The organism is Elusimicrobiota bacterium (assembly GCA_016722575.1).
Taxonomy (GTDB): domain Bacteria; phylum Elusimicrobiota; class Elusimicrobia; order FEN-1173; family FEN-1173; genus JADKIY01.
Window position 1 is genome coordinate 809,741 of sequence record JADKIY010000001.1, and the last position, 21,662, is coordinate 831,402.

20 protein-coding genes and 1 pseudogene are annotated in these 21,662 nt (G+C 62.9%); 14 read left to right on the top strand and 7 right to left on the bottom strand.

Annotation, left to right across the window (positions count from 1 at the left end; all coding sequences use genetic code 11):
- Nucleotides 1-4 precede the first annotated feature (4 nt).
- From IPP68_03570 to IPP68_03595, 6 genes are all read left to right on the top strand, one after another.
- Nucleotides 5-931 carry a methionyl-tRNA formyltransferase gene (locus IPP68_03570; protein ID MBL0349442.1) on the top strand — a complete coding sequence of 309 codons (927 nt, stop codon included), beginning with the start codon at nt 5-7 and terminating at the stop codon, nt 929-931.
- A 15-nt stretch (nt 932-946) separates the two neighbouring features.
- Entirely contained in the window at nt 947-1,834 is an 888-nt protein-coding gene (gene htpX / locus IPP68_03575; GenBank protein MBL0349443.1) for a protease HtpX, read from the top strand.
- Between the two features lie 37 nt (nt 1,835-1,871).
- On the top strand, nt 1,872-2,936 hold the full coding sequence (rlmN, locus tag IPP68_03580) for a 23S rRNA (adenine(2503)-C(2))-methyltransferase RlmN (protein MBL0349444.1): 1,065 nt from the start codon (nt 1,872-1,874) through the stop codon (nt 2,934-2,936).
- Nucleotides 2,937-2,988: 52 nt separating this feature from the next.
- Nucleotides 2,989-4,020 carry a PASTA domain-containing protein gene (locus IPP68_03585; GenBank protein MBL0349445.1) on the top strand — a complete coding sequence of 344 codons (1,032 nt, stop codon included), beginning with the start codon at nt 2,989-2,991 and terminating at the stop codon, nt 4,018-4,020.
- Nucleotides 4,020-4,703, top strand: coding sequence for a ribulose-phosphate 3-epimerase (locus IPP68_03590; GenBank protein ID MBL0349446.1), 684 nt, complete (start codon nt 4,020-4,022; stop codon nt 4,701-4,703). Before IPP68_03585 ends, IPP68_03590 begins: the two co-directional genes overlap by 1 nt.
- A 131-nt stretch (nt 4,704-4,834) precedes the next feature.
- The gene (locus IPP68_03595; GenBank protein ID MBL0349447.1) at nt 4,835-5,455 is read left to right on the top strand and encodes a hypothetical protein; all 621 of its coding nucleotides are present in this window, start codon (nt 4,835-4,837) and stop codon (nt 5,453-5,455) included.
- A 24-nt stretch (nt 5,456-5,479) separates the two neighbouring features.
- Here IPP68_03595 and IPP68_03600 read toward each other — a convergent pair whose 3' ends face one another.
- The 5 genes from IPP68_03600 to IPP68_03620 all read right to left on the bottom strand — a co-directional run bounded on the left by IPP68_03600 (nt 5,480) and on the right by IPP68_03620 (nt 12,079).
- Nucleotides 5,480-7,504, bottom strand: coding sequence for a hypothetical protein (locus IPP68_03600; GenBank protein ID MBL0349448.1), 2,025 nt, complete (start codon nt 7,502-7,504; stop codon nt 5,480-5,482).
- A gap of 240 nt (nt 7,505-7,744) precedes the next feature.
- On the bottom strand, nt 7,745-8,362 hold the full coding sequence (locus IPP68_03605; protein ID MBL0349449.1) for a hypothetical protein: 618 nt from the start codon (nt 8,360-8,362) through the stop codon (nt 7,745-7,747).
- A gap of 47 nt (nt 8,363-8,409) precedes the next feature.
- Entirely contained in the window at nt 8,410-10,791 is a 2,382-nt protein-coding gene (locus IPP68_03610; GenBank protein ID MBL0349450.1) for an AsmA family protein, read from the bottom strand.
- Nucleotides 10,788-11,147, bottom strand: a complete 360-nt coding sequence (locus IPP68_03615) for a hypothetical protein (GenBank protein ID MBL0349451.1) — start codon at nt 11,145-11,147, stop codon at nt 10,788-10,790. The genes IPP68_03610 and IPP68_03615 overlap by 4 nt, the downstream gene beginning before the upstream one ends.
- Entirely contained in the window at nt 11,144-12,079 is a 936-nt protein-coding gene (locus tag IPP68_03620) for a hypothetical protein (GenBank protein ID MBL0349452.1), read from the bottom strand. The genes IPP68_03615 and IPP68_03620 overlap by 4 nt, the downstream gene beginning before the upstream one ends.
- Before the next feature lie 218 nt (nt 12,080-12,297).
- Here IPP68_03620 and IPP68_03625 point away from each other — a divergent pair, with 218 nt between their 5' ends.
- The 5 genes from IPP68_03625 (at nt 12,298) to IPP68_03645 (ending at nt 15,793) form a co-directional block, all read left to right on the top strand.
- Nucleotides 12,298-12,879, top strand: a complete 582-nt coding sequence (locus tag IPP68_03625) for a hypothetical protein (GenBank protein ID MBL0349453.1) — start codon at nt 12,298-12,300, stop codon at nt 12,877-12,879.
- Between the two features lie 10 nt (nt 12,880-12,889).
- Nucleotides 12,890-13,099, top strand: a complete 210-nt coding sequence (locus tag IPP68_03630) for a hypothetical protein (GenBank protein MBL0349454.1) — start codon at nt 12,890-12,892, stop codon at nt 13,097-13,099.
- Between the two features lie 14 nt (nt 13,100-13,113).
- Nucleotides 13,114-14,292: a hypothetical protein gene (locus IPP68_03635; GenBank protein ID MBL0349455.1), complete on the top strand. Its 1,179-nt coding sequence runs from the start codon at nt 13,114-13,116 to the stop codon at nt 14,290-14,292.
- Between the two features lie 190 nt (nt 14,293-14,482).
- A complete protein-coding gene (gene lexA / locus IPP68_03640; GenBank protein ID MBL0349456.1) occupies nt 14,483-15,082 on the top strand; it encodes a repressor LexA in 600 nt (199 codons plus the stop codon).
- A 3-nt stretch (nt 15,083-15,085) separates the two neighbouring features.
- On the top strand, nt 15,086-15,793 hold the full coding sequence (locus IPP68_03645) for a hypothetical protein (protein ID MBL0349457.1): 708 nt from the start codon (nt 15,086-15,088) through the stop codon (nt 15,791-15,793).
- A gap of 19 nt (nt 15,794-15,812) precedes the next feature.
- Here IPP68_03645 and IPP68_03650 read toward each other — a convergent pair whose 3' ends face one another.
- Nucleotides 15,813-16,340, bottom strand: a complete 528-nt coding sequence (locus IPP68_03650; protein MBL0349458.1) for a hypothetical protein — start codon at nt 16,338-16,340, stop codon at nt 15,813-15,815.
- 174 nt (nt 16,341-16,514) lie between these two features.
- Here IPP68_03650 and IPP68_03655 point away from each other — a divergent pair, with 174 nt between their 5' ends.
- On the top strand, nt 16,515-18,497 hold the full coding sequence (locus IPP68_03655) for a TonB-dependent receptor plug domain-containing protein (protein MBL0349459.1): 1,983 nt from the start codon (nt 16,515-16,517) through the stop codon (nt 18,495-18,497).
- Between the two features lie 1,072 nt (nt 18,498-19,569).
- Nucleotides 19,570-20,069, top strand: a pseudogene (locus tag IPP68_03660) (HRDC domain-containing protein).
- A gap of 50 nt (nt 20,070-20,119) precedes the next feature.
- Here IPP68_03660 and IPP68_03665 read toward each other — a convergent pair.
- On the bottom strand, nt 20,120-20,698 hold the full coding sequence (locus IPP68_03665) for a hypothetical protein (GenBank protein MBL0349460.1): 579 nt from the start codon (nt 20,696-20,698) through the stop codon (nt 20,120-20,122).
- A gap of 482 nt (nt 20,699-21,180) precedes the next feature.
- Between IPP68_03665 and IPP68_03670 the strand changes: the two genes are divergently transcribed.
- Complete coding sequence (locus tag IPP68_03670) at nt 21,181-21,348, top strand: hypothetical protein (GenBank protein MBL0349461.1); 168 nt, start codon at nt 21,181-21,183, stop codon at nt 21,346-21,348.
- Nucleotides 21,349-21,662: the final 314 nt, after the last annotated feature.

Genomic DNA, 21,662 nt, shown 5'->3' on the forward strand with positions numbered 1-21,662 from the left:
ATTGATGCTTAAATCGGTTTTCTTCGGCACCCCGTCGGTGGCGGTGCCTTTTTTAGAGCGGTTGGCCAAAACCACCCGCGTGGTCGGCGTGGTGACGAGTCCCGACAAACCCGCCGGCCGCGGCTATCAACTGGCGGCCCCCCCGGTCAAAATCGCCGCCGAAAAACTGGGCCTCCCCGTCCACCAACCCCCTTCCCTGAAGACTTTTTCCCTTCGGGCCGCCCTGGGCGAAACGCCCGACCTGGGCATCGTCGTGGCCTACGGCCACCTGATCCCTTCGGCGGTCTTCGACGCCCCGCGGTTCGGCCTGGTCAACGCGCATTTTTCCCTGGTGCCCCGTTACCGCGGGGCGGGGCCCATGCAATGGGCCCTCATCCGGGGGGAAACCGAAACCGGGGTTTCCCTGTTCCGCATCGACCAGGGGCTGGACACGGGCCCCGTGTTCCTCCAACGGGCCGCCCCCATTCTTCCGTCGGACAACGCCGCCACCCTCCGGGAACGATTGGTGGCCCTGGGCGTCGAACTTCAAGACGAGCTGATCCGTAAGTTAGAGGCGGGCCCCTTTGAACCGACGCCCCAGTCCGGCGAGGTCAGCCAGGCGCCCCTCCTAAAGAAGGAAGACGGCGAAATTTTCTGGGACCGGTACACCGCCGACCAGGTGGCCAATCTCGTTCGTGGAACCTACGAATGGCCCGGGGCTTTCGCTCGAATGAAGGGCCAGCGGATTAAAATCCGCGCGGCGGAACCCCGGTCCGGCGGCAACGGCCGCCCCGGCGAAGTGATCGCCGTCGAGAAGGGGCGCGGATTTTTGGTAAAATGCCTGTCGGACAGCGTCCGGGTGACCCGGGTTCAGCCCGACGGGAAAAAGGAAATGGACGCGGAAAGCTTTTGGAACGGCGCGCGCCTTTCCGTCGGCGACACGTTCGAATAACGGAGGAATGATTTTATGGGTTTTATGAGACGCATCGTTTTGTTCATGGCCGTCAACCTGTTGGTAGTGGTGACGATTTCCATCGTCCTGCAACTCTTGGGGGTCCACGGTTACATGACCGCCCGGGGGTTGGATTACCAGGCGCTCATGTTTTTCTGTCTGATTTGGGGCATGCTCGGCGCTCTGATTTCCCTGGCGTTGTCCCGGATCATGGCCAAATGGATGATGGGCGTCCGGGTCATCGATCCGGCCCAGGCCACCGGCGACGCCGCCTGGCTCGTTCAAACGGTGCACACCCTGGCCCGGGCCGCGGACCTGCCCGAAATGCCCGAGGTCGGCATCTACGCCAGCCCCGAATTGAACGCCTTCGCCACGGGCCCGACGAAAAGCCGCGCCCTGGTGGCGGTGTCGGCGGGTCTTCTGGGGTCCATGGACCGGCGGCAGGTGGAAGGCGTTCTCGGCCACGAAATCACCCACATTTCCAACGGGGACATGGTGACCATGACCTTGATCCAGGGGGTGGTCAACGCCTTCGTCATGTTCTTCTCCCGGGTGATCGGTTTCCTCGTCAGCCAGCAGGTGAAGGAGGAAGCCCGCCGAAGCATTCAATTCCTGGTCACCATCGTCACGCAGATCCTTTTCAGTCTTCTGGGCATGGTGGTGGTCGCCTCCTTCTCCCGGTGGCGCGAATACCGCGCCGATGCGGGCGGGGCGCGCTTGGCCGGCCGGGAAAAAATGATCGCCGCCTTGGAAGCCCTGGGTCAATCCCGCGCTCCCATCGACACCCGGCAGGCCTCCGTGGCCGCCTTGAAAATTTCCGGCCGGCGGGGCCTTTTGGCCCTGTTGTCCACGCACCCGCCCCTGGAAGACCGCATCGCGCGCCTGAAACGGGCGGACTACTGATCCCCGCGCTCCGCCGACCTCGGCGGACCGCCCGTCCATGACCGAATCCCCTTCGGCGCTTCTCGATATTCCCTTCGACCGGTGGACCGCCGCCCTCGGCCTCGAGGGCGCCAACCTTTTTCGCGCCCGCCAGGTGCAGACCTGGGTGTTCGAAAAGCGTGCCGCCTCCTTTTCCGAAATGACGGATTTGCCCGCCGATCTTCGCACGCGCTGGGAATCCGCTTTTCGCCTTCGCACGGCCTCCTTCCTCCGTCAGGACACCTCCGCCGAAGACGGCACCGCCCGCCTTTTTTTTAAGGCGGCCGACGGCCGGGATTTCTCGACCGTTTACCTCCCCGCTCGGAAGGAAACCGAGGACCGGGCCTCCTTGTGCCTGTCCACCCAGGTCGGTTGCGCCTGGGGGTGCGTGTTTTGCGCCTCGGGCCGGGTGGCCTACGAGCGAAACCTCACCCCGTCGGAAATCCTGGAGCAGATCTTCGGCGCCGAAAAAGCCACGGGCCGCCGGGCCCAAAGCCTGCTTTTTATGGGCATGGGCGAACCCCTGGCCAATTTGGACAATTTGCGGGTGGCCCTGGCCGCCATTCGTTCGCCCCTGGGCCTCAACATCGGCGCCCGACACGTGACGGTGTCCACCTCGGGGCTCGTGCCGGCGATCCGGAAACTGGCCCAGGAAGGGCCCCGGGTCAACCTGGCCATCAGCCTTCACGCCGCCGACGACGAAACCCGGCGGAAGGTCCTGCCCAAAAGTTCGGCCTGGACCATTAAAGACCTCTTGAGCGCCGCCTGGGATTACCAGAAACTGGCCGGCGGCGGCGGGCGCGTGACCTTTGAATACATCCTTCTGGCCGGGATCAACGATTCCATCCGGGAGGCCCAACGCTTGTCCAACCTCTTGCGGGGGAAAAAGGCCTGGGTCAACTTGATCGCCTACAACCCCGTGGCGGGCCTCCCCTACAAGCGTCCCGACGACGAAACGGTCCGCGCCTTCGGCAAAGTGCTGGAGGACCGGGGCCTCTTCGTTCGATTGCGAAAACCCCAGGGGACCGATATCGAGGCGGGTTGCGGCCAATTGGGCCGCCCCCGAACCCTTCCGGCGGTTTGAAAGGCCCCCCCGGTCGATATGGTAAGATGAGTTTTCTGTTTAATTCCAAACCATGACCGACCCCACTTCCTATTCCAACAACCCCTCGGCCGGCCGTCTGGAGGCCCTCGCGAGCCGCGTCGGCCCCTCGGCGGAGGCCATTCGGCGCCACCCCTGGGCCTTTTTGGCCGCCGCTTTTCTGGCCGCCGCGATTTCCACCGCCTTGGCCACCTATTGGATCATCGGGGGATTGATTCACAGCCGCCAGGCCGTCACCGTGCCGGACTTGACGGGCAAAAACCTGGAAACGGCCTTGGACCTTCTGGGGCCCCTTCGTTTGTCCCTGGCCAAAGACGCCGTCCAAATCGACGAAAATTTTCCGCCCGGCGCCATCCTGCGCCAGGTGCCTCCCGCGGGCATTAAAGTCCGGGAGGGGAAAGTGGTCCACGTCACGCTTTCCTCCGGTGGCCAAGTGCTCTTCGTCCCCGAATTGACCGGCACGACGTTGACGGAGGCCCAGAACCGTCTCCGCTCCGCGGGGCTCGTGCTCGGGGCCATGTCCCAGGCCTATTCGACGCAAAGAGAAGCCGGGTGGGTCATGGAGCAATCCCCGCCCATCGGGGCCGTCATCAAGCCCGGGTCCATGGTGGATTTGAAGGTGTCCAAGGGACCGCCCCCCGAAGGCACCACCCTCATGCCGGATTTCATCAACCGGCCATTCGGGTTGGCGCGCCAATGGGCCAAAGACGCGGGCGTGGAAGTGAAATCGACGGAGGAATTGTCGCCCACCCTGCCCGGACTCGTGTTGAATCAGACCCCCGCGCCGGACACGCCGCTCGCCGAAAAGGCGGCCGTGACGTTCGTGGTGGCCAAGTCGAGCTCGACCGCCGCGGCCGACGTGAAGTTGATCCGCTACGAGATTCCCCCTGGAACCGAGCGCGTGCAGGTGCGCATCGTGCTGCGGGACGACGACGGGGAAAAAGAGGTTTACCAGTCCCAGCAGAACGCGGGGTCCGCGGTGGAAGTCGCCGTGGCGCCCAAGGGCGCCGCCCGGGCCCGTATTTTCGTCGACGGCGTGTTGATCGAAGAACGCCCCCTGCCGTAATGCCCCGCCCGCCGTTCCCCGCTCTGGCCCCGTCCATCCTCTCGGCCGATTTCGCCCATCTGGCCGACGACGTTCGCACGGTGGAAAAGGCCGGCGCCGACTGGCTGCACGTCGACGTCATGGACGGCCATTTCGTGCCCAATTTGACCATCGGTCCCGTGGTCGTGCATTGGCTGAAGAAATGCACCCAACTCCCCCTGGACGTTCACCTGATGATCGAACACCCGGAAAAATACATCCCCGCCTTCGCCCAGGCCGGGGCCTGGAACATTACGGTCCATCGGGAAGCCTGCCGTCGCCCCGCCGAGGTTTTGCGCCTCATTAAAAAGCACGGGTGCCGGGCGGGGATGTCCGTCCGCCCGAAGACCCCCATTCGGGAGGTTGCCCCCTACTTGAAAAATTTGGACGTGGTCCTGGTCATGACCGTGGAGCCCGGCTTCGGCGGACAGTCCTTCATGCCGGACATGTTGCCGAAAGTCCGCTGGCTTCGGGAGCATTGGCGCGGGAAACGGAAAGAAGGCCCCTGGATCGAAGTGGACGGGGGCATCAACGCCGACACCGCGCCTTTGACCGTGCACGCCGGCGCCAACGTGTTGGTGGCCGGCAACGCCATTTTCGGCGCCCCGAACCCGGGCCGCGCTCTTCAAAACATCCGCCGCCGGGCCGCCGCGCCCGTCCTTTGACCCTTCCGAAGTTCCTTTCTTCCCCGAGCGATTTAATCCTATTCCCGGTTCGGGGGGCGCCGCTGTGGGCCCTCGGTTTATTCGTTCTCGGATGCGGTCCCTCGGAGCCGCCGGAACCCGCACCCCGGGCGGTGGCGACCTTGACCGCCGAGGAGCGGGATTCCGCGTCGATCATTAAAGAGGAATCCCGGGAATGGTATTTGTGGCACACCCACGGGAATCGGATTCAGCGGGAAGGAAAATTCGACGAGGCCCTCTACTGCTACAACCAAGCCCAGGCGGCGTGGCCGAAGACGGGCGAATCCACCGACACGGCCCTTCAAAAGGCCTATTTGTACCTCCGCCTCAAGGAACCCGCCTGGGCTCTGCGTTACGCCGACCGGTTCGCGGCGCATTTTCCCCGGGACAGCAACCCGCCCTACGTCCGGGCCTTCGCCTATTACGATTTGGGGAAGGACGAGGCCGCGCTGGAAGAGGCCGGTCGGTTGGGCAAGGACGATATGGCTCGGCGGATGGTCCAGGGGTTGGTTCAAGCGCGGAAGGGCGATGCGGCGGCGGGGAACGCCGCGGTGATCGCCGCGTGGACGGACTATTTAAAACGGCACCATCGCTACCCGTCGCCCCCCCGGCCCGAGGACATGGTTCAAATCAAGTTTTTGACCTGGCCGCTCCTGCCCTTCGACGCCCAGAAAATATTGATTGACGCGCGTTTGGATCCCATCCCCCTCGAAGCCGGCCCGGCCGCGCGCTGATTTTACCGTCGGGCGCGGACGCGCCTACCGTTGGACGGCCAGCCTCCCCCGCTGGATCTCACCGCCCGCCTCCACCACGAAATAATACACCCCCGACCCGACGGGACGTCCGTCGTCCCCCAGCAGGTCCCATTGGGCGGGGCCCCCCTCCACCCGGATTTCCCGAACGCGGTTCCCCGAAACCCCGTAGACGCGGATCACGCTTCGGTCGGGCACGTTTCGGAAAAGCATGGGAAGGCCGCCGTGGTCGCCTCCGCGCCAGGGGTTTGGAAAGGCGTCGGCGACGTTCCGCGGTTCCCCGGGAACGGTGAGCGTCGCGAAGACCCCCTGGCTGAGATTCGTGTAGGAACCGGTGGGTGTGGTTTCCAATTTCAAGGCGCGGACCATATACGTGTACGTGTGCCCGGCCTGGGCCCCGTTGTCCCGCCAGCGATGGGCGGCGGTTCCGCCCTCGGGCGTCAGCCGGGCGAAAGGCCCCCGGGGGGTGTCGCCCCGGAAGACGGCGTATCCCGAAACGGCCGCGTCCGACGAGGGCGTCCAGGTCACCGACCACCGGCCGTCGCTCCGATCGCCCCCCGCGTCGGCGGGGGGGGCGACCGTGTTCGCTCGAAGAGTGGGATCCCCCAACAACGCCACGTGGATTTGGCCGTGGCCGACGTCCGGGGCGTTTTGGGAAAATCGCGCGCTTTCGCCCAGGGTTTCCCCCAGGGACATGGCGTGGAATTGCCAATTGGGACGGCCCGGCCAGGCCGACGCCAATCCGTACGAGGGCGTGGCCAAGGGCGCCCGAAGAAAATTGTTGGCGTTGTCCCAGTCGCCGAAGTAGCTCCCGAACAAAAGGGTAAAAACGGTTTTGGGATCGCCCACGGCGAACCCCGCCGTCGTGGTCCCCACCCCGCTCGCGCTTTGGTAGGTCCCGCCGCCGCAGGCGTAGGTCCACAGATAGGCGTCGCTGGCCAGGGTGGGGAAATATTGATCCGTCCCGACGGCGGTGATGGACGCGGTGCCCAGGAGGGCGGTGAAGTTGCGCCACCCGTTGGCGGCGAAGGCTTCGCCGCCGAAAACGCCGAACCCGTCGCGGATCAGGCCCCGTTGGGGCACGGCGGCAAACACCCCGCGGTGGTGGCGGTAATCGTGGTCCTTGTTGAGATAGCCCCGAAGGAGCTCGGTTTCGGTGTGCGGGAAGGCCGGCAGATTGGAAAGGTCCACGCGCCCGACGCCCAGTTCGACGGCGTCGCCGGACCCGTCGGCCGGCACGATCGTTTGGTCGAATTTCCCGTCCCCGGGCCGGTTCGTTAACCGGGCGTTGCCGGGCTGGACATAGTTGGCCGTTGCGTCCGTCCAGAGGCCGTCCACGTCCCCGTAATACACGTCCGCCGGCCAGGCGCCCAGGTGGTTGGAATGTCCGTCGGGGTTGATCGCCCCGGCGTAAGGGATGGGCGCCCGGCCGAACAGAAAGACCTCTTTGACGTGCGAGGGGTCCGCCGTGTAATCCTCGACAATCAGGGCCTTCACCTGCCGTTGGAGGGCCCCCGAGGAGGCGAAGGCATCGTCCCGGGGGACGTCGTGGCGGATCACCTTCCACCCATCGCCGATCAAGTCCTCTTCCAGCCGCGCCAGTTCGCTCGACAGGGGGGACGCCTGGGTTTGGTCAACCACCAGGAGAACGGTCCCGCGGTGTTCCACGGGGGGAAGGTCGAACCCCGCTCGGGCTTCGCCGTATCGGTTGTAGAGGTCGGTTTCAATCGTGTAATCGTAGACGGTTCCCTCCGGGGCGTTGTCGTCCACGAACTGCGTGGCGCTCCCGGCGAGGGTGGCGATGGACGGGCCGCGCCCCGTCCCGCTGGTTTGGCGGCGAACGTTGTAACTGCCGGGAGCGGCCGTGGGAGTCGGCCAGGAAAGGGTGATCTGGCGGGGGCCGGTGCGCCGCGCGGTGACCTGGACGGCGTAGTCCCGGGTGGTGAGCGCCTCCGCGGGCGTCGCGGTCCCCCAAAGAAACAGGGCAAGGACCGAAAGCGGGCGTAAAAAGGCGGGGGCCGGTGATTCCATGATGGATTTAGGGGATGCAACATTGTGGCCACGGAGGGGAAGGGCCCCGGGTTAATCACAAGGCGGTTTAGGTAAGGAAATACCCTCTGGAAATCAATTTGTTTTTGCCGTCTCCCCGGCGAAAGCCGGGGCCCGGTTTGAAAAACCGCTCTCGAAGACTGTGTCACTGACCGGATTCCGGCTTTCGCCGGAAGGACGAACTTATCGACGGAAAATGCCCTTATCTAAACGGCACTGGGATTAATCGGGCGCCGGGCCCGAAGGAGGTTTTTGAAACCCGCTCGAATATTTTTTCGGCGCGCCCAGGGAGGCGTATCGAGTTTTCAGGGCCGCCAGGGCTCGCGCGGCCTCCTCGGCGTTGCCGGCCGAACAGAACCGGACCGTTTTCCCGTCGACGTCGAAGGCCAGCCGTCCCGTTTTTCCCAACTTCGAGCGAACCCCCGCGGGCGGGGTTCCGGTGGGGTCCTCCGCCGCCAAGCGCAGGTTCTTGATCTTCGCCATTTCGTATTCCCGAACCCACCCCTTGCCGAAAAGTTCGTAGGCCACCTTTATTCGAAGCGCGTCGGCGGTGATTCGCTCCCGCCCGCCCAACATCCAAAGCCAAAGGGCCAGGGCGAAACCGCCCCCGGCCGTCCAGCCCGTCAACCACAACAGGAGGAACAGCCGGGCCGGGATCGGCGTTTTGGAGTGGAAGAGCGCTTTGACGGCCGCCGCTTCCCCCGCGGCCCATCCGCACAGCCAAAAAGACAGAAAGAGAAGGAGGGGCCACACTCGCTGGACGGAAACGACGATTTCCAAGCCCAGGGGCGTGTCGTTGATTTGAAGTCGTGCGGCGGTCGAGGCGGCGGGGGTGTCCATGGCGTTTTAAGGATAGACCGGGAACGGCGAACGGCCAACCCCCGGGGTCACTTTTTTTTGAATAGTTTTTGAAGGGATTTCAGGCCTTGATCGACGGCTTTGTCCACGGCGTTGGACCCTCCGTTGTCGCCCGCGCCCGGCGCGCGGTATTTTTCGAGGCTTTTCTGAAGAAGGTCCTTGGCGGCGTTTTTGGCCGCCTGGGAGAAATCCACGGAAATCTTGGGGTCCGTGAGGGGCCCCGTGATTTTGGCGGTCAAGGTCGGACGGCCGTCGGGGCCGGAGGTCCAGTCGCCCAAGCTCCCGCCCAGGGACCCGGCCGGCAATTTGATCGTGGCCCGAAGGTCCGAATCGTAATCCGTCAAACGAACCCGGCCTTTGGCCGAGAGATCCGTTTGGTCGCTTTCCACGGCCAGGTCCTCGGTGGTCAACAGGCCCCGGTCGATTTTCAAATGCCCCCCGAGGGTTTTGTAAGTCAGATCGGCGGAATCTTTTTTCATGAGCTTGTTGATTTTTTCCGCCAGGGGGAGGTTGCGGATTTTTCCGTCGGAGGCAGAGAGCGTCAGGGCGCCGCTCAGTTGCCCCAGGTCGGGGCCGAGATCGGTCAACAGCCCCTTGAGTTGGAAGTTTTTCCCCAGGTAATAGGGGTGGGTTGCCTCGCCGATTTTGATGGACCCTTCGGCCCGGGCAATGGGCGCGGGACCCGAGGGACCGGCGGGGGCCGCGGAGGATTCCGTCGTAGCGGTCGAGCTGAAAATTTCCTGAACCTTGGCCAGATCCAGTCGGTCCAACTTAAAGTCGTACGTCAATTCCGGTCGGGAGAAGCGCCGGGCGGTGAGGGCCAGGGAAAAAGGAGACCCGAGAAATTTTCCCTTGAAATCCTTGAGAGTCGCGTCGTCCTCTGAAAAGGCGACCGATCCGCCCAGGCTTTCCAGGGAGGCGCCGGGAAGCGGAGTCAGGCCCACGCCGGACAGGACGGCGTTCCCCTTGGCCTGGGGGGCCGCCGTGGTGCCCTGGATTTTTGCGTTCAGGGAAATTTTTCCCCGGGGGGAGTAGTCCCGGAGGGCCGGGACGAGGGCCGCCGCGGGACCCAAATCCAGGGCGGGGGCGCTGACGGTGAAATCCAGAAGGGATTGGTTCTTGGAGGCCCGCAGAGCCCCTTGGCCGTCAATCGCGCCCACGGGGCTTTCCAATTTAAAGGACTTGAGAACGGTGGCCGCGGCGTCCCAGGCGCCGGCGGCCGTGATTTTCAATAGGGATTTGGCCGGCTTCACAAAGGAATCGCCGTAGCGGAGCTCGGCCTCGCTTAAGTCCAGGTTGACGGAGAAACCCAGGCGGTCCGCCGTGCCCTGGGCCGCGAGGGACCCCGACAGGGGGCCCGTGAGCCCCGCGCCGCCGTTTTGCGAAGGGTATTGGAGGCGTGTGGGGGACGCTTTGGCGTCGAAGGAAAGGGGCGTGGCCTGGGGTTTCGCCCGGGCGTCGATCGTGAAGTCCAAGTCGAGGTCCTTGGTGTGGACGGTCAATGGCCCCGTCAGGGCGACATTCTCCAGGGATCCATTGACCTTCAAATCGCCTTTGACCGAAGCGCCCTTGGCTTCGGCCGGCAGGGCCACCCAGGGGGACAGGGAATCGGCCAAAAAGGGCGAGAGCCCCAGGGCGATGTCGAATTGGGGGGCGGCGAAATGTTGGACGGTTCCCGCCAGGGTCACGGTGGAATCTCCCAGGCCCAGGACGGTTTTTCGGAGTCGAAGGCTCTCGCCCGGCAGGTCCAGGCGGCTGTCGACGGAAACGCGCGCGCCGACGGCCTTGCCCTGGGTCTGGCCGGTGAGCTCGGCGGAGAGGACGATGTCAAAGGGGGTGGCCAGGGAGACGTTGGTGAGGTCCAGCGTGAGATCCTTCACCGTCAGGTCGTCGCCGCGAACCGCGTCGTCCCAGCGAACCTGCCCTCGCCGAAGGGTGACCTTGCGGACGAAGAAGGCCGCCCGGGAGGGTTCCACCGCCGGGGTGGGCCGGGGCGCGGGGGCCGGGGCGCTGGAGGCGGTCAAATCGTCGATGCTTAAAACGCCGTCGGCCCGCCGGTGGAGGACCACCCGGGGGGATTCGATGAAGACGGAACGGACCACGATCCGGCCCGACAGAAGCATGAAGAGATTGGGTTGAACCGACAGGCGCTCCGCCGAAAAGAAAACCCCGGCCGGAAATCCCGCCCGTTCCTGGATCGAAAGTTTGGAAACGTCCAGTCCCGAGAGGCCCAGGTGGATTTCCCCCAAGTCCACTTGGCGGTGGAGGTTGTCCCCGGCCCACTTCAGGGCCAGGGCGCGGAGCTTCTCCGGCGGGTAGCGCAATTTGATGAACACCGCCGCGGCGGCCAGCAGGACCACCGGCGTCAGGAGCACGGCAATCAATACGGTGCGAAATCGAGGGAACTTCATTTGATCTTTTCCTCCGTGATTTTGAGCGAGGCGTCCAGGTCGGCCAGGGCGGCTTCAGCGTCGTCCTGGGCCCGGGGCCGGTGGGTTTGGTTGGCGGCCCTCAGGGTTTCCAATTTCATGGCCGCCACGGTGCGGAACTCCTCCAAGTCGTCCAGGGCCCGGTTGATTTCCCGGCGATTGCGGTGGGCCGTGTTGTCCGCGCGCTGGCGGAGGCGTTCGGCTTGCTGGGTCCGGGCCTTCAAGCGCAAATCCAATTCCGCCACGCTGGCCCGCGCGGGGGGCGCCGGTTGAGGGGCCCGGCATCCCGACGGGGCCAGGAGGCTTAGGGCAAACCAAAAGATCCGTCGACGCTTCACGGGGTCCGTCGGGGCCGGGGGGTCAGGCCGATTTTCTTAAGTTGGGCCTCAAACCCGGGCCCGTTCATCTGCCAATAGGCGAGCCGGTCCGCCCCCCGCAGCTCCCCCTTTTCCCCGTCGGAAACCGTCCATTGGACGAGGCGCCGGGCGCCGGTGCTTTCCACGCAAAAAGTCCATTTTCGTCCTTCCGGGAGATCGGCGGTGAGGACGTCAACGGTGAAGGTCCCGGCGGGAACCGTGACGCGCCGCGGCGCCGACCCTCGGGCCAGAGTGCCGGCCCCCCACTCCACGGGTTTGTGAAATAGCCGCGCCGTCGCCAGGGAACGGAGCACCGGAAGGGTTTTTCGTTCCCCCGGTTGGAGGAAGGGCGCCGCCAAGCCCCGGGCCCAAAGGGGCAAGACGTCTTCGCTCAGTCCCCCCGGGGGAATTTGATGGCGGTGTTCCCCGTCGCCCTCCCCGTCGAAATAACTGCGCCAGCTTTCGTCCACAAAGCCGTCCCGGAAATTCAGCTGGTGGAACACCTGGCCGCACCATTCCTGGGCGGAAAACGCGATCTTGGCCGGGGCCCCGGCCGGGCGACCGCCGGCGGGGGCCAGCCCGACGAAGGCGCTGGTCATTAAATTGTAATCGTAAAGGCCGGTGGAAAAATCCCGCATTAAGTTGAGTTTCATCACCTGGAATTCATCGGAGGCGGGATGTCGCCCGGGGTCGGCTTTGACCTGAAGGGATTCGGAAAAGGGTTCGGTCACGAAGACCGCCACGGCCACGCCCCGGCGTGGGTGCCCATAGCGGGGGAAAACCAAATCGTAGCCCGCCACCTCGGCCTTGCCGTCGCCCCAGGTTTTCCAAAAGGCGTCGTTGTCGGGGGAGTTCCCGGCCCGGGCCACCGGGAGGGCGAACAAGGCGGTCAGCAAAAGCGCGGCCTGTTTCATCGACGGAATTTTATCATTTTGGACCGCCGATCGAAGGCCCCGGCGGGAAGGGAGGGACGGCGACGTTGTCCCGGATCAACGGCGGTTTCCCCTTGCCGTCACTCCATTTTCCCTTTACTCTTTAGGAACGCCCCCGGAGCGATTCCCGGGGCCGGGGTTATAAAAATAGGATCGGTCTGTAATCGTTTTTTTCCGGAGATCGATGATAGAATCCCCCCATGAAGAAAAGGCCCAACGAAGGGACAAGTTCTTACGAAATGCTTCGCCGAGCTCTTTCGGGATTGGGGATAAAAAGAGTCGCCCGGGAGTTGAGAATTTCCGCGGCCCTCCTGTATAAATGGTGCCAACCGCCGCGCGCCAACGCCGAGGGGTTGGAGGGGAGCGGGGCCTTGAACCCCCTGGACCGTCTGGATCAAATCATCGGGTTGACCCGCGACGACGAATTGCTGGCGTGGTTGTGCCAACGGTCCGACGGGTTTTTTGTGACGAACCCCTCCCCGCCGAAGCGGGAGCAATCCCTGGAATTGATGACGGAGATTCAACGTCTGGTCAAGGAATTCTCCGATACCCTGGACGCCATATCCCGGTCCTGCCTGGAGGACAAGGAAATCGACGGAACGGAAGCCCGCCGGATTCGCCGGGAATGGGAGCCGCTCAAGCGGGTCGGGGAAAGCTTTGTGCGGTCTTGCGAATCCGGACGATATTTTAAAAACGGGAAACGGAAGAACGTGAAAAGACCGGGATCCGTCGAGTCCGGGGGGCCCGGCCGGAAACAAAGCGGTGGCCCGGGGCGGACATAGGAGGCGTGCGATGTTTCTGAGAGCCGCGGAATGGGTGGGGTCGGTGTTGATCGTCTGTGTTTTCGCCACGCAGATCTTTTTGCCCCTGGTCCGGGGCACGCCGTTCTTTCCCTTTTTTAGGCGAGAGAGATCCCTGGAAGGGGCGTTGAAGGACGCCCGGCAGGAAGCGGCGGAAAAGCGCGTGGAATCGGAAATCGAAAAAATCAAGAAAGATCGGTAAAAGGAGAAATCGAAATGGACGGTGTGACCAATGTGCGTCGGGTGGCGTTCGGCCTGGTGGCCTCGGCGGTGATGGTGTTCTGTTTGGCCTTTGCGGGGAAATTGTTTCAAAACGTCGATGCCGATGAGATCGTTTGCATCCAGAGCCCGGTGTCCGGCAAATTGAACTGGCACACCACGGCGGGCGTGAAATGGCAGGGGTTCGGCAAGGTGACGAAATATTTCAAATTGGACACCTACGAGTTCAAAGTTCCGGTCCGGTTCAACGACGGCGGTCACGGCACCATCGTCGGATCCTTGAACTACGAAGTGCCCTTGACGCCGGAACAGCTGACCCAAATTCACATGAAATACGGCAGCCAGGAAGCCATACAGAAGCAATTGGTGGAGACCGTCACCAACAAATGCGTCTACATGACCGGTCCGTTGATGTCTTCCAAGGAATCCTACGCGGAAAAACGGACAAGCCTGATCCTTTATATTGAAGACCAAATACAAAACGGCGTGTATAAAACAACCCAGAAGGACGTCAAAACGCGGGATCCCATCACCGGCTCCGAAAAAACCGTGGCCGTGGTGGAGATCGTCAAAGACGAAAACGGCCGTCCCGCCCGCCAGGAGGACGCGGTGCTGAGCGGTTACGGCATCAACACCTCCAACTTCGCCGTGACGAAGCTCGATTACGAAGACGCCGTTGAAAAACAAATTCAACAACAACAGGAATTGACGATGAAGGTGCAAACCGCGGTGGCCTCTTCGAAAGAAGCCGAACAGCGGGCCATCACCGTGGCGAAAGAAGGCGAAGCCAACGCCGCCGCGGCCAAGTGGGCCCAGGAGGTTGAAAAGGCCAAGGCCGTCACCCTCGCTCAGCAACAATACGAAGTGGCCACCCTGGAGGCCAAGGCGGCGGAACAAAAGAAACGGGCCGAAATTCTTTTGGGAGAAGGCGAATCGACGCGCAAGCGCCTGGTCATGCAGGCCGACGGCGCCCTGGAGAAAAAATTGCAGGCCTATGTCGAAACCCAAAAATATTGGGCCGACGCCATGGCCCGGATGACCCAGCCCGTGGTCCCCGGCGTTTCCATGGGAGGCGCGGACGGGAAGGGCGGCAATGGGGTCACCCAAATGATGGAGATCATGGCCGCCAAGGCGGCGCGTGATTTGCAATTGGACCTCAAAGCCTCCAAGCCTTAAGACGTTCGGCGGGCCGCGGGGCGATCGAAAAAATCCCCCCTCCGGGCCTTTGGTTTCCGTCGTTTTTCGCCCCGCTCCCCGGCCGATGCCGGGGAGCGGGGTTTTTATTGGTCCGCCCGGACGCCCGTCTCTTTTCCGCCATGGCCGGGGGGTTGACCTTTTTACCATACAAATGTATGGTATCCCGGCCATGAACGGTTTAACCCCTCCCCAGAAGAAAATTTTCGATTTCATCGTCCACCAGGTTCACGAGATCGGCGTGCCGCCCACGGTGCGGGAAATCGCCCGGCGTTTTGATGTCGCCATCGGCACCGTCCAGGGCCATTTGGCGGCCCTGGATCGGAAGGGGGCTGTTCGGCGGATGCGGGACCGGGCCCGGGGCTTGGCCCTGGCGGTCAAGCGGGATTGGGCGGGGGGGGTCCGCTTGCCGGTCTTGGGACGGGTGCCGGCGGGGCTTCCCGTTGAAGCCGTGGCCCTCGCGGACGAGCATTTCCCCGTGCCCGGGGAGATCGCCCAGGGCGCCAATTTTATTTTGCGGGCCAAGGGGGACAGCATGTCCCCCAAAATCGAGGACGGCGATTTGTTGCTGGTCCGGCTTCAGGAAGAGGCCCTGGAGGGCGATATTGTGATCGCCTACGTGGGGGACGAGGGCGAAGCCACGGTCAAACGGTTCCGTCGAAAGGGGACACGCGTCTTTCTTCAGGCCGACAACGCCAAATACGCCCCCATTCTCAAACCTTTTAAAGTGGCCGGTCGGGTGACGGGATTGATACGAACGGGGTTGAGGTGAACGATGAGTTGGCTTCGCGATCAGATTCGGCAGGCGGCGGGGGCGGTGGAGGACGCGGGGGGCACCGTCCGGTTTTTCCGGCGGGCCATCGACGAACGGTTGGCGGAACTGCCGCTCACCGAGTGGGAAACGCTCTTTTGGACCCGGGGACTGAAACGCGGGTTGATCCAACTCAACAGCCACTGGTTCCGGCTCGGCTCGGGACGGCAAACTTCCTTTAGTTTCTTCGTCCGGAACGAGGCCGGCCTGCTGGTGGGCCTTCGTCGGGAGTCGGTGACCCAGGCGGCGGTGTACGTGGCCCTGGTCACCCATTACGGTTATCCCCGGGCCCGGGTGCGGTTCGAAATCGATTTCCTGGACGTGGCCCTGCGGGACGAATCCGGCGACGTGTCGCTCTACGCCGAAACCAAAGCCTCGGACCGGGTGCTGGAGCGCCTGGTCAACGAATTGTCCGCCTCATTCGCCGAGGGCCTCCCCCGGCTGGAACTTCCCGAAGGCAAACCGCCGCCGGACGCTCACCAAAAAGCCGCCCATATTTTGCGAACCCGCCCCTTGTTCTTTTGGGCCGTGTCGCCGGGGCGTCGGTTGGCCTATTCGGTCCACTTCCTGGGCGACGGCTTCCGCCTGAGTCCCCGCTCGGACATCCCCTTCCACCGGGACGTGGATTTGTTTTCCGGTCTTTCCCCGCAACCTTTGCCCGCGGCGGTCTGATCCGCTTTCCCGGGAAGGCTTAGCGATTCAAAAGAAATCGAGCCGCCGCGGCGAGGGCCCTCCCGACTCCGTAAAAAACAGCCGTGTCGGTCGCCAAAAACAGCGGATACAATAAAATTCGAAAGCCGCCGGGGGCGTTCCACCGATCAAAGAGCAGGGACCCGGGCATCGTATAAAGCAGCAAAGCAAAGTCCGTACTGAAAAAATCGCCGCGCCGCTTCAGGATCACCGCCAGGACGTAACGCCCCCACAAAACCGCGCCCGGGAGGAGATACGCCAAGGCCAGGCTGGCCGGGAATCCGGCAACGCGCCAACGTTGGGTCAGCCAGATTCCGATCCAATAGAGAATCGACGCGTTGAGGAGGAAAAAGGGTCCCGCGAAATAATTCATGACCCCGTTGTGGTGGCGATACCACGGGCGAATGAGAATCGACCAGGGGGAGGACAAGGCATACCAATCGGCGTCACCCGCCTTGACGAGGGCGCTCAGGCAGACCAAAAGATAGATCCCGGCGAAAAGAGATCCTGGAAGAGAGAAATATTTCATGGCGAAGGTCGATTTCGGGGTCGTGTGGCCAAGCCGTCGGACCCTCCCCCGCTCTGAGGCCGTCGAAAGGGTCGCCCGGCTATTGTAATAAAAAAGCCCCGACTCCCTTCGGTCCCTTCAAGAGAGCGTGCGAAAATCAAATAATGAATCCCTGAAGAAGAAACGGCAAAATCAATGAATTGCAAATACGCGTTGATCGGTTTAATTCTGGCGGCCCCCCGTTACGGTTCGGGCGGGGAGGACGACGTTATCGTTCTTCCGCCGCTGGTGATCAGCGCGGAACGGGACAAAGACCCCGTGACCAAGCGGGACGTCACGAAGGAGGATCTTCGGCTGGTCCCCGGAACCCAGGGGGACCCGTTAAAGGTGCTTCAATCCCTCCCCGGCGTGGCGGTCGGGTCCGACGGGTCCAGCGACCCGGCGGTCCGCGGCACGGCGCCCATTGATAATTCTTACTACATTGACTTCCAGACGGTGGGGTATCTTTTTCACACCGGGGACCTGCTCAGCGTTTTGAACGGCGACCTGGTGGATTCCTTTTCCATCTACCCCTCCGCCTTCGGGCCCGAATACAACAGCGGCCTGGGGGCCGTGATCGACGTGCGTTTGCGGGACCCCCGACGGGACCGGTGGGGCGCCAAACTGAACTTGAGCGCTTTTGAATCCGACGCCCTGGTGGAAGGCCCCGTGGGACCCCGCCAGGCGGTTTACGTCGCGGCCCGCCGGAGCTACCTGGACTTCCTGCTCTCCAAATTCCCGGGCACCAGCGACATCGACGTCGTGCAATTTCCGGAGTTCTACGATTACCAGGGGAAATGGTTGTGGCAGAACCCGACCCACCGATTGGTTTTCCAGACCAACGGCGCCTGGGACAAAGTGGCCCTGGACATCAAGAGCGATTCGGCCATCGCCAAGCGGGACCCCGCGTTGGGCGGTCGCTTTGCTCAAATCCAGGATTACCACCAGGAGGGCCTCGCCTGGACGTGGAGTGGGCCGTCGGTGACCAACGCGGTGGCCCTTTCCCACACTCAGACCATTCTGGACAATCGGGTGGGCGGGTTGGGCGTCGTTCGCCTCAACAACCGCTGGTGGGACGTGCGGGACGATCTGGCGTGGCGGCTGCCGGCCGGAAACACGCTGTCGTTGGGCGCCCACCACATTTACGTGCCCGTGGTCTTGAACGTGGACGTCCGGGTGGATTTTCCGTCGGAATTCGACCCTCCGCCCGATTTTACGAGCGCGCCTCCCCGCAGCGAGTTCGGCACGCTTTACATCAACGAAACCCTGGTGTATTTGAAGGACCGTTGGTCGCCCACGGCGGACCTCACGCTTTCGGCCGGCGGCCGGTGGGGTCGAAACGGCTATTTGAAGGAAAATTACGGCGAACCCTGGGCCGCGGGGGAATGGCGGTTTTTGGGCGAGACCGCTTTCACCACCGCCTGGGGGCGCTACCACCAGTTTCCGGAGGGGCACCAAACCACGAAAAATTTCGGCAACCCGGACCTGACCGCCCTGCGGGCCGAGCACGCGGTGGCGGGGCTTAAACGGAAATTGCCCGACGGATGGTCCCTGAATGTGGAAGTGTATCGGAAACGCCTGTGGAATCTGCCGGTGGAGGACCCGGTGCTGAATTTCGTGAACGGCGCCCGGGGGCTGGCCCGGGGGGTGGAGTTGTTGGTGAAGAAGGACCGCACGGCCCGGTGGGCCGGGTGGTTCGCGGTTTCCCAATCCCATTCCACGCGGAAAAACGAACGGACCGGGCAGGAAGTCAATTTCAGCCAGGACCAACCCTGGGTTCTGAACCTCGTGGCCACCCGCCGGGTCGACCAATTTTATTCCGTTGGATTGCGCGCCCAGTATCACAGCGGCGCGCCGGACACGCCCATCACCGGGACGTATGTCGATGGTACGGGTCGGGTTCGGCCGGTGTACGGGCCCACCGGTTCCGTCCGGCTGCCGGACTACCATCGAATCGACCTCCGGTTCAGCCGGGACTTTAAAATGAAAGCGGGGTTGGGCAATTTCTACCTCGATTTGATCAACGTCCTCAACCACAAAAACGTCGCCGGTTATTCCTATTCGGATGATTATTCCGGCCGGGAGAAAGTCACTCAACTCCCCTTCTTCCCATCGGTCGGCGTTCAGTTGTCTTTTTAAAGGAAACCCATGGACCCGTCGTTCGTTCCTCCTGTTTCGGAATCAACAAAACCCCCGTCGTCGCCCACGGCGCTGGAGGTGCTTCGGGGCACCTTCGGTTATGAATCCTTCCGCCCGGGGCAGGAAAAAATCATTAACGCGGTCCTGGCCGGGCGGGACTGCATCGGCGTTCTGCCCACGGGCGGGGGGAAATCCCTGACGTTTCAAATCCCCGCCAAGCTCTTGGGCGGCACGGTCCTGGTCATCTCGCCGTTGATCTCGCTCATGAAAGACCAGGTGGACGCGTTGATTCAATCGGGTTTCCGGGCGGCGGTCATCAATTCCACGCTCAAGGCGGAGGAACGGCGCGAGCGGATGGAGGGCCTTCGCCGGGGCGACTTCGAATTGGTTTACGTGGCGCCGGAAGCGCTGGAGGAGGGGTTCCGCCAATTTTTGGCGGCGTGTCCCGTTCGTTTGTTGGTCGTGGACGAGGCCCACTGCATCAGCCACTGGGGGCATGAATTTCGGCCGTCCTATCGAAATCTGCGGGGCCTGAAGGCCTTGCTGGGCAACGTCCCGGTCTTGGCGCTGACCGCCACGGCCACCCGGGCGGTGGCCCGGGACATCCTTCAACAATTGAGCATGGTCAAACCGGAAGGGTTCAAGGGGTCTTTTTTCCGGCCCAACCTGAGAATCACCTGCCAAAAGAAAGGCGGCGGCCGTGACACGAAAAAAGACCTTTTGCGTTTTGTTCAGGGGCGCCCCGGCCAGTGCGGCATTGTTTATTGTTTGAGCCGAAAAACGGTGGAGTCGACGGCGGCGTTCTTGAATTCCCGCGGGGTTCGGGCGGCGCCTTACCACGCCGGGCTCTCGGACGAGGAGCGGCAACGGAACCAAAACGCCTTCGCCCGGGACGAAATCGACGTGGTCGTGGCCACGGTGGCCTTCGGCATGGGCATCGACAAGTCCAACGTGCGCTACGTGATCCACCGGGACATGCCGAAGAGCCTCGAAAATTATTCCCAGGAAATCGGCCGGGCCGGGCGGGACGGGTTGCCCGCCGAGTGCGTTCTTTTATTCCTGGGCGGACGTCATGGCCTACGAACGTTTCGCGGCCCTGGGGGGGGACGCCTCGTTGACCGCGGCCGCGAAACAGAAAACCGTGGAGATGTTTCGCTGGGCCGACCGTCCGGCCTGCCGCCACCGGGGGCTCTCAGCGGTTTTTGAGGAGGAACTGGCGGATTGCGGGCAATCCTGCGACGTCTGCCGGAAAACAATCCTGGACGATTTGTTGCCCACCGTGTCCGCGCGGGCGGGGGGGACCGGACCCCGCCCCCCCGGCCGTCGGGCGGAAGTCGACGGGGGGAATCTGGACGATCCGTTGTTTTTGCGGCTCAAGGCCCTGCGTCGCTCCCTGGCGGACGCCCAGGGCGTTCCCGCCTACATCGTATTCAGCGACGCCGTTCTTTTGCGATTGGCGGAGCGGCGCCCCGGACGCCCGAGGAATTTCTGGGGATCGCGGGCATCGGTCCGGCCAAGCAGGCCCGTTACGGCGACGCCTTCCTTCGGGCGTTAAACGACTCCGAGGCCTAAAGGCAAGGCCCACCGTCCTTCGACGGTGGGCCCGCCGCGGGTGGCCGAATTCAGGGTTGCTTGAGGCTGTCCCGTTTGGCCTTGTTTTCCGCTTTCTGTTGTTCGAAGTGGGCCTGGGTGGCCGCTTTCACCTCGTCCCGATGGGCTTTAATGGCGGCTTTCTTCTGTTCCTGGGTCAGGGAGCCGTCGGTCGCGATCTTTTCAAAAAACGCGACGCTTTCCTGGTAGCGGGTTTCCCGGTAGGCGTCGTTCTCCTTCCATTGGTTTTCGTGGAAGGCAATGAGGTCGGCTTTTTGAGTGTCGGTCAGCTTCGTGTTGGCGGCCAAGCGCTGGGTCAGGAAGGCCCGGCGTTTTTCGGTTTGTTCAGCGGCGAAGGCCGCGTTTTCCTTGTGCTGGGTCTCCCGGTGATCTTTTACCGCGGCCTTTTTTTCCTCCGGGGATTTGCCCTGAAGGCCGTCCCGAAAGGTTTTGTTCTCCGACTGTTGCTGTTGGCGATGGTTTTCCCAGGCGGTCTTCTGTTGGGTCCGGAACGCTTCGCGATCGTCTCGCTTTTGGCCGGGATCGGCCCGCAAAAACCCGGAAGGGGCCAGGCAGGCGAATCCGAAGAGGAAAACCATTGTTTTTTTCATGGGTTGCTCCTTTTGAACTTAATGGCACGCCTTGGCGCGTGGCGTGGGCCTTCGAACGTTTGGACGACCGCCGGTTCCAGAAAGTGTCGATTCGACGGATTCCTCCCCGGGTGCGCGGTTGATTTTTTGTGTTTTTGGACCCATCCTTGAATCGGAAGTCCTGCTCAAGAGCGATCAATGAAAACAGTTCTGCGCGTTGCCGGATGCGATCTCGGGAAGTCCTCGGCCCAATTCGTACTCGTTCGCGTGAGTCCGACGGGTTCGTCCGTGGAATCCCGGGAGACGCAGGCCCACGACGGCCGGCCCATGGCGGTTTTTGAGGAATGGCACCGGGGGCGGCACCGCTTCTCTCAACAAGGAATTGATCCCGGTGGCCAACCCGAAGGCAATGGACGTCGGCGACGTATTCATCCGGGGCAGGTTCCTGGCCATGCCGTCTGAATTGTCGACTTGGCGGAAAATGCGAAGGGGGACCGGGTTTTTTGCTGGTCCAAAGTTATATGCCGGCCCAGGAGATTCACGTGCTGAATAATCCCGATCGCCGTTTAAGTCCGTGGTGTCGAGCGGGCGACTTGGACAAACTTGACACCCCGGAATGGATTTTTCATTGGTCCGACTTGAAACGTTTCGCCGAAAAGGGGTGTCCTTGACGAGGTTCCCCCTCTCGATCCTTGGGATCCGTTGGCTTGCGCTCCCGGCCTTTGGGGTCCTTCCATCGGTCCAGGATTGGATGGATTTTGAGGCGGCCGTCCGAAGCGGTAAAATCGATAAACGCGAAGCGCGGGAAAGGCTTCCCGGCGCACGCCTGGCAAAAAGACCGCGAAGTTGACCGGTGGGCGGAAGAATGAGTGGAATGTTGGCCATCGGTGCGTTGGATGGAAAAATGTTTGGCTCGATGGGCGGGGGGACTTTGTTTTGTGGGGCGCATTGGGAAAAAAGTAAGCTGTCCCTCGTTGCGGGGGAT